Source organism: Vibrio sp. 10N.222.47.A9, assembly GCF_963872585.1.
GTDB classification, from domain to species: Bacteria; Pseudomonadota; Gammaproteobacteria; order Enterobacterales; family Vibrionaceae; genus Vibrio; species Vibrio splendidus.
In genome coordinates this window covers 1-7,062 of record NZ_CAWNBB010000044.1, presented here as the reverse complement: position 1 = coordinate 7,062, position 7,062 = coordinate 1, and the positions used below count along the sequence as shown (strand labels likewise).

Sequence of the window (7,062 nt, the reverse complement as noted above, 5' to 3'; positions counted from 1 at the left end):
GAATTACGCAACAAAGCCGAAATACTAGCTAAGGTAATTGTGAGTCAGCACTCTTTCAAATAAAACTTCCATGTACGAGTCAATCTTTATCGACGATGGCTAGGCTCTGGCTGATGTTCATCATAACGGAGAATCTAGCTTTTAAAGGTGTCCAAGTCTCTTAATTAAGCATATGATTAAGTGACTTACGACCATGCAATATGGTTTTTATAAGCATGTTTATTTAACTTAGTCACACTCTATGCGTACCGAAATTAAGCTTTCGCGTTAGCGTTAGCTCGAAACAACGTACTTTGTAATATCTGTGGTTCTCGATGATTTGCTAAATTAGTAAAAGCGCTGACAAGCTTTTGTCCAAAAATGTTTAAGGACTACTTAGATATTGCACAACGACCAACACTGAGCCAAAGAAGAAGACTGCCATAAGGCCGTCTTTTTCTTTGCAAGTGCCACTCCCCACGAGGGTAGGGTGATAAGAGGCTCGTTAAGTATCGGTGACGCTATTAATCAAATTAGCTGCAGTGCTCTCAAACAGATGAGTGCAACAGTTAACGCTTTTCTATCACTAACGCGACTTTACCTACAACACTTACTTCATCTTCTTCGACGGTTAGAATCGAACCGTTAAAGCTGATTGCTAGCTTTTTGCCTGGTAAGCGCTGGATGTCGTTTAGCGAGAGTAGGCCGTCCATATCAACTAGGTATGTACCGCTTACTGCTTGGTGAGATTCTTTATTTATAAGGAACGTAGTAGTTCCATCTTTGATTGCTATTACATTGCTCACACCTAACTCGTCTAGAAGAGCTTTATCGAATGCAAGTATCCCTTTCTCAACCAATTTACCGTCGTCAATAGAGAAACAGTCGATATCGAAAAGAGTTTTCGATTCGTTCTTCTTATTAATATGCTTTTGGGTTGGTGTTTTAGGGTACGGTTCGCCTTTATCTAGAAGTAACCATTCAAGTGAGACTCCAGTGCTCAAATGAGTCCTTACTGCAATTTCAAAGGGAGTAAGGTTTCTCTGTCGCCAAGTCGCAATTGTTGATTTTGGGATGCCAAATACGTCTGCTACGTCCTGTTGGCGGTCTGAATTCGTGATATCTATCAATTTCTTGATAATATCCCTACCTCCCAAATACGATATTTGGTCTATTTTAAGTTGCTTGTTATTCATATGTGATCAATAATCGCGATTGAGTTCGAAATGGTGGGGTGCAACTCGTCATTCCGAAATTAAACATTCAATGACTAAGCAGGATATCATTATGCTCTCATATCAAGTAGTCCTAAATACGCCTTTCATGACGTACGACCAATACTCTCAGTTCTCCGGAATGCCGAAACGCACCATCATGGATTGGGTAGCTGATGGTCGCTTACCTATTAAAACTAAAGCAAAAGGTAAAGAAACCCCTCTCATCAATATGGTCATGTTGCTAGAAATGGCAACGCGTGAAACGTTGGAGAGAATGGGGTAAATAGCCATGCGTTTATCTTTCATAATTTCAACCAAAGAGCTTTGTCCGTTGGGGCTAACATTCTTGGTTGGAGTTTCGTTGTCATCTCGTCTTTGTTCAATTGAGTATTGGTTATGAACGGAATTGACTCAATAGGCGAATTTTCTCGCATAAAACAAGGGGCCTTTAATGAGGCGTGTTGCGTGTTCGCTAGGTCAGAGAATATGGCTAGGCTGGCAGAGGTTATAGGGATGAGTCCGACCATGCTGCGGAATAAACTTAATCCTGAGCAGCCTCATGTCCTGAGTTGTGTTGAAGCCATCACTCTCGCCAAAGTGAGCGGTAATCACATCATTGTAAACAGCTTACTTCTTGGGCTGGGTGTGGTCACGGCTTATATACCGCCCAACACTACGGATGATGCCTTTGTTTTGTGCGCACTAGAGAGCTCGACCCATTCGGGTGAGTTGTCTCGAATGGCTTTGGAGTATGCAGGAAAGCCTAGGCTTACTCGGGCACAGAAATATGAGATTGTTCAGACCGTACACGCGAATATCAGCGGTCAGGTTTTGCTCCTCAATAGTTTGGAAAAACTGAATCAAGGTGTTGGTCTGCTCAAAGCGATAGGGCGGAAAGGTGGGCGCTAGTGGTATATCAGTTTCAAGTATTCATTCGGAGGGGTGATGCTCATTGCTCCGGTTCATAAGCCATCTTCTGAAAGGTCTGGTCATGGATTAACAGAAGAAGATAAGCGAAGAGGCCTTCGCTATATCAGGCGCATCCGACGCGAGTTATGTGACCGTCAACTTGGTTGAGTGGATGAGGTTAACGTATCAATTAAGGCATTCGAATCGGGTGTTTGAACAAGTACGGCTGCGAATTCGTTTATTCGGCCTTGAAAAGCGAATGCAAAGAATCAGACAGCGTTGGCTTTAACGCGTTGTCCTTAGCCTGAGTAACGTCATTGGCTGCTCCCAAAGGAGAGCCTGTTAGCCAAGGAAAACGTGATGAATAATCATGAGTGGGTGGTCATAGGCGGTAAGGTGCTTCTTCAAACAAGCCAAGAAGCGGTCTTCTATCTAGCGGTAGTGAGCGAAGACCAATGGCGTGATGAATTCCGCTGTTATGTGAAAAGCGGGGTGAGGGGAAATGACGAATACTTAGCAATTGAACGCCTGAATGGAAAGGATTCATCAGGTTCGACAGGCTTATTGGGCGCCACTAAGAGCGTCAACTCGGTCGTAACGTACGAGGCCTTGGAAAGGGTGTTTATCCAGAGCGAGTCTGGAAGTCAACGTGGACAAGGGGCGGTGAGGGCGAGCCGATGACGGCTCATTCTGAATACGCTGCGTCTTCGTCTATGTCGTGTTTGAGCCGGCTGCTTGAGGAAGCGCCTTATTTGTCGAGGTGCAGTGACAACAAAACCGCGATGCTAATTCGACCTCGAAACTACGCCGTCAGATGGCCCTATATGCAGGTCAATCGAAAAGAGATGCAGGCGTGGATGGTTTTCGATATTGATCATGAACACCGAGCTTTCCCCAATCCCTACATTTGGCAAGATGAAGGGTTGCCGCCCCCCAATATGATTGTCCGAAACCGTACCAGTAATAAAGCCCACCTTTTTTATGCCATTGTACCGGTTTGCACCAGTGATCAGGCTCGCTCCAAACCCATTCAGTACCTCAAAGCCATTTATCGCGTGTTAGCCTTGCGATTGGAGGCGGACTTGAGTTATTCAGGGCCTGTTGCCAAAACGCCCTTTCATCCTTGGTGGCAGACAACCGAACTTCACCGCAGTGTCTATGAACTTAACGAGTTAGCGGATTCGCTTGAACTGGAGAGTACGCGGCCGTGGCTTCGTCAAGAGAGTGACGTTTCTTATTCCCGGAATTGTACTTTGTTTGAACGTACTCGCCGGTTCGCTTATGACATCGTCGACGAAGAAAGGGAAAAGGGCAGCTATACGAATTTTAAAGGCCGTGTAGAGAGCTTTGCACATATCAATAATGCCAATTTGGTGGGTAAGCCGTCTTTGCCATGCAGTGAGGTGTTAGCGGTGGTAAAAAGCGTCTCTCGTTGGACCTGGGATAAATATTGTGCTCGGTCAGACTGCCAGCGAGGTGTGATGAGGTTGGATAGTGGATTAAGTTTACAGGAAAGGCAGCGTAGAGCGGCCAGAAGAACTCATAACCTTCGTCGGACGAAGACCACTCGCCGAATTATCCGCGCCTGTCTGTTTCTGTTACGCAAAAATCAGGAGCTCACGATTGGTTTGGTGGCGCGTAAGGCGAACTTGTGTCGCCAGACCGTCAGTCGTTACGTCTATCTGTTTGAATGGGTCAAGTCTGCTTTATCCGAAAGTAGGCGAAATGGGCCAGAGCCTCGTGGTAATTATGCTGTTCATCAGATATCTGCCCCTATAACGTTAGAGAGGGCGGAGTATGAAGTAGGGAAAAAGAAGGCGGTGCTTGAGTCGGCTTTTCCTTGAGTTAAATAATAATGAGTAACTATCGACTAAAAACGAGGTCCCTTAGTAAATTCAATTATAGAGTTGAGACTAGGTTGCATTTATTGGACACCCGATCATCTCCTCTCTTACTTTTTGTCCGCGAGCTCCTTTTTAAAGACATGAAATGTGTTCTAAGGGTGAGTCGACATGACCCTGTTCAATGTGATTGATGTCTCAATTTGTTTAAATATGGATTCACTCGCTCCATATTGCTGTATATTTACACAGTAACTTAAGGGAGGAGTTATGTCTTTTAAAGATAAAGAGACACTGTCAACAGGAATTGAATTCATTGTTGAAGCCGTAGCGGTGAAGACGAATGGCCAAGATCATTCAGCGTTAGGCTTATATCTGATCAGCTTACTGTTAGAAGATCAAAAGATTGGCCTTGATTGTGATGAAAAAAGGACGGTAGTACCGCTTGGTAAATCGCGTACAACACATCTTGATTTGGGCTGGAAGTGCCCAACGTTTTAGATTTGGTTGTGTTAGTTGGCGCTTCATATAGCTGTGGGACAATTACTAAGGTACAGGATAGACAATTTATGGAAAAGTACAGGTAAGCACTCACAAGGGTCTTGGACCAGTTAAGGCTAAACAGTGTGTGATAAGCAGTATGGTTAGCTAATTGGGTGGACTTTGTAATGATAGTTATTCAACTCTTCACTTGCTTGGCACAACTCATATGTGAAATAAGGTTGGGTTGCTAAGCTCTTAGTGAATCTGTTTAATTCATTCGTATGTATAAACAGCGAAATGGGTGCAATCTGACGGTTTTCAATATCGAAGCAATGATCAATATGTGCTCTGTCGATATAAACAACGTCCATTTCCTGCTTAGGGGTCTCTTCAATAAGTTTTGTTTCTAATCCGCTCTTCTCAAAGCGTTCTAGCAAGGCATAAAGCTTATCAACGTCGTTTTTGCTCTCTATCGCTGAATATTGAGATAAAACGCTTTCTAAGTGTTTTTCAATTGAGCCAAACTTACTCTTCATCAAACAAACAGTTTTAAGCTTTTTTTTGATAAGGCTATATCGAGCTTGTTTGATTTTTGGCTTTAAGAAGTCAATGATGATCTTGTTTCGTTGCTCTTCTTTAACAAAGTGACTGGAAATTTTTACTTTGAAGTAAAGGTGTAGAAGAGTGTTTTCGAAGGTCGACTTAAGAAGTTGATGGTATGAATGTTCTGACATTGTTGACATCGATTATTTTCTGGTGAGGGTATCTTATCACAAGAATAGCAAGGCTCTAAGGCCGAAACCAAAGTGACGCCATTTGCTGTTTGTGCGTTGTTGAGTGAGTTTCCTACTCATAAGAAGCATGACTTAAGAGTGATTCTTAACGCTCAATATCTCTGCGCTAAACCTGGCACCTTGAAAGTGATACAACAGTATCACTTTATTACTCTTATTTTGGAGTTACTCTTATGAAAGTCGAGCTCGTTACTTCCCTCAAGCCTCAAGCCTCAAGCGTCAAGCGTCCCAAATCCTAGCGGACTTACACTACACCAATGAACCTGTGCTAATCACCGAACACGGTAAACCTTCTGCGTATTTGGTTGATGTGGACGACTATCATTTTATGCAAAACCGTTTGGTTATCCTTGAAGGGATCGCATGTGGGGAGCGCGCCATTTCACAAGGCAAGTCCTTGAGTCAGGATGAAGCTAAGAACAAGATGTCAAAATGGCTGAAGTGATTTGGAGTGAGTCGCGTGATCGGACCTCAAGGATATCGCGAAATACATTGCCCTTGAATATCTGGTTGCGGCCAAGCAGATGATTCAAAATATTTTTGACAAAGTTGAACACCTCAATTACCGAGAAGTTGTGGTCAACCCTTGTCGTGGCGTTCAACCAGTTGGCGCTGCTCATCACGCCAGTAGGCAAAACTTAGCCATTCTTTGGGTTTAAATTCGCGTCTTTCTGGTGTGAGTCAGATCGCTCCAAATATCGATGGCGCGTCGGGACTTGATGAATCCGATTCATGCTTAAACAGTGCCCCCGTCGTAGTCACAATATTTTCAATTTCAGAACTGACTTTGATTCTAGTGTTGGGATTAACTTAACCAAGAAGTTTTGGTTGGTGAGGAGCCTAATAACTTGATTCATACGGATAGTGATCTCGCGGCTGGTGTCACTTTCTTTAGGATTTTTAGTGTCTTGACATCATCGACTGGTAACGGGGGAATAACTTTAAGTGTTGATAGAAAAGGTGTATTACATATGTAATACATTGACAGTGTGCTTTTGTTTTTTTATTGTGTATTACACATGTAATACATGAGGTGTTTATTATGAAAACTAAGATCATCAGCGCGGCGAACCAAAAAGGTGGCGTTGGAAAAACCACGACTCTTGTCAATTTAGGGGCTGAGCTTGCACGAAAACGAAAAGTGTTAGTTATTGACCTCGATCCTCAAGGGAACTGCTCTAAAACGTTAACCGGACAACGTGATTTTAAGTTTGAAGAGACGATGGCTGCTTTGTTTGATAAGCCTAAAGTTGTGTCCATTGTCGATTTAATTCAACCTACACAGATTAATGGGAACTCTCTTGAAAACCTCAATGTCGTTCCCGCTGATGTTCAGTTGTCACGTGTCATCGAAACATCACTGACAAAGATTAATCGTGAACGAATTTTAGAAAAGCAATTAGCGAAGTTAGGTGATACCTATGATTTCATTCTTCTTGATACGCCACCAAACTTATCCCTAACGACTCTTAACGCAATCCAGGCTTCAGACCTTATCTTGATCCCTGTAGATTCAGGTGCATTTTCATTAGACGGCATTAGCTCTTTACTCGAAGCTGTCTATGAAATTAAGGAGGATGAAGGCAATTATCTGATCCTGAGGAACGAGGTCGACTCAAGAAACACTATTATTAATGAGTTCATTGATGAGGAATTGGAGGTAGTACAAGATAAATTGCTACCAGTATCTGTCCGTCGTTCTGAGCATGTCGGACAAGCTAATGCCGTTTCCTCTCCTGTGCGCTTTTATAAATCGGGCTCTCTTGTTAATAACGATTACCGAAAACTGGCTGCGTTTCTTTTGAATTTGATGTAATGCATAGGTAATACATATGAGCA

Annotated in this window: 9 protein-coding genes and 1 pseudogene; 8 read left to right on the top strand and 2 right to left on the bottom strand. The window is 43.1% G+C overall.

Annotated elements, in window-relative coordinates; translation table 11 throughout:
* Nucleotides 1-548: 548 nt before the first annotated feature.
* Nucleotides 549-1,175, bottom strand: a complete 627-nt coding sequence (locus AACT19_RS13840; protein WP_076646772.1) for a phage repressor protein CI — start codon at nt 1,173-1,175, stop codon at nt 549-551.
* A 91-nt stretch (nt 1,176-1,266) separates the two neighbouring features.
* Here AACT19_RS13840 and AACT19_RS13835 point away from each other — a divergent pair, with 91 nt between their 5' ends.
* The 5 genes from AACT19_RS13835 to AACT19_RS13815 all read left to right on the top strand — a co-directional run bounded on the left by AACT19_RS13835 (nt 1,267) and on the right by AACT19_RS13815 (nt 4,447).
* Entirely contained in the window at nt 1,267-1,479 is a 213-nt protein-coding gene (locus tag AACT19_RS13835; protein WP_029203682.1) for a hypothetical protein, read from the top strand.
* A 113-nt stretch (nt 1,480-1,592) separates the two neighbouring features.
* Nucleotides 1,593-2,105, top strand: a complete 513-nt coding sequence (locus tag AACT19_RS13830; protein ID WP_076646770.1) for a phage regulatory CII family protein — start codon at nt 1,593-1,595, stop codon at nt 2,103-2,105.
* Nucleotides 2,106-2,465: 360 nt separating this feature from the next.
* Complete coding sequence (locus AACT19_RS13825; protein WP_076646768.1) at nt 2,466-2,786, top strand: hypothetical protein; 321 nt, start codon at nt 2,466-2,468, stop codon at nt 2,784-2,786.
* Nucleotides 2,783-3,949 (top strand): replication initiation protein, encoded by a 1,167-nt coding sequence (locus AACT19_RS13820; RefSeq protein WP_076646767.1) that lies wholly within the window; start codon nt 2,783-2,785, stop codon nt 3,947-3,949. The genes AACT19_RS13825 and AACT19_RS13820 overlap by 4 nt, the downstream gene beginning before the upstream one ends.
* A gap of 267 nt (nt 3,950-4,216) precedes the next feature.
* Entirely contained in the window at nt 4,217-4,447 is a 231-nt protein-coding gene (locus tag AACT19_RS13815; protein WP_016799977.1) for a hypothetical protein, read from the top strand.
* Between the two features lie 143 nt (nt 4,448-4,590).
* Here the strand turns inward: AACT19_RS13815 and AACT19_RS13810 are convergent, their stop codons facing one another.
* Entirely contained in the window at nt 4,591-5,163 is a 573-nt protein-coding gene (locus AACT19_RS13810) for a DUF2913 family protein (RefSeq protein ID WP_076646765.1), read from the bottom strand.
* 292 nt (nt 5,164-5,455) lie between these two features.
* On the opposite strand from AACT19_RS13810, the gene AACT19_RS13805 reads away from it, so the two are divergent.
* The 3 genes and pseudogenes from AACT19_RS13805 (at nt 5,456) to AACT19_RS13795 (ending at nt 7,039) form a co-directional block, all read left to right on the top strand.
* A complete protein-coding gene (locus AACT19_RS13805; protein WP_445286122.1) occupies nt 5,456-5,668 on the top strand; it encodes a type II toxin-antitoxin system Phd/YefM family antitoxin in 213 nt (70 codons plus the stop codon).
* Nucleotides 5,656-5,816, top strand: a pseudogene (locus AACT19_RS13800) (type II toxin-antitoxin system RelE/ParE family toxin); the annotation flags it as partial. The gene AACT19_RS13805 and the pseudogene AACT19_RS13800, both read left to right, overlap by 13 nt.
* A 449-nt stretch (nt 5,817-6,265) precedes the next feature.
* Nucleotides 6,266-7,039: a ParA family protein gene (locus AACT19_RS13795; protein ID WP_076646763.1), complete on the top strand. Its 774-nt coding sequence runs from the start codon at nt 6,266-6,268 to the stop codon at nt 7,037-7,039.
* Nucleotides 7,040-7,062 lie beyond the last annotated feature (23 nt).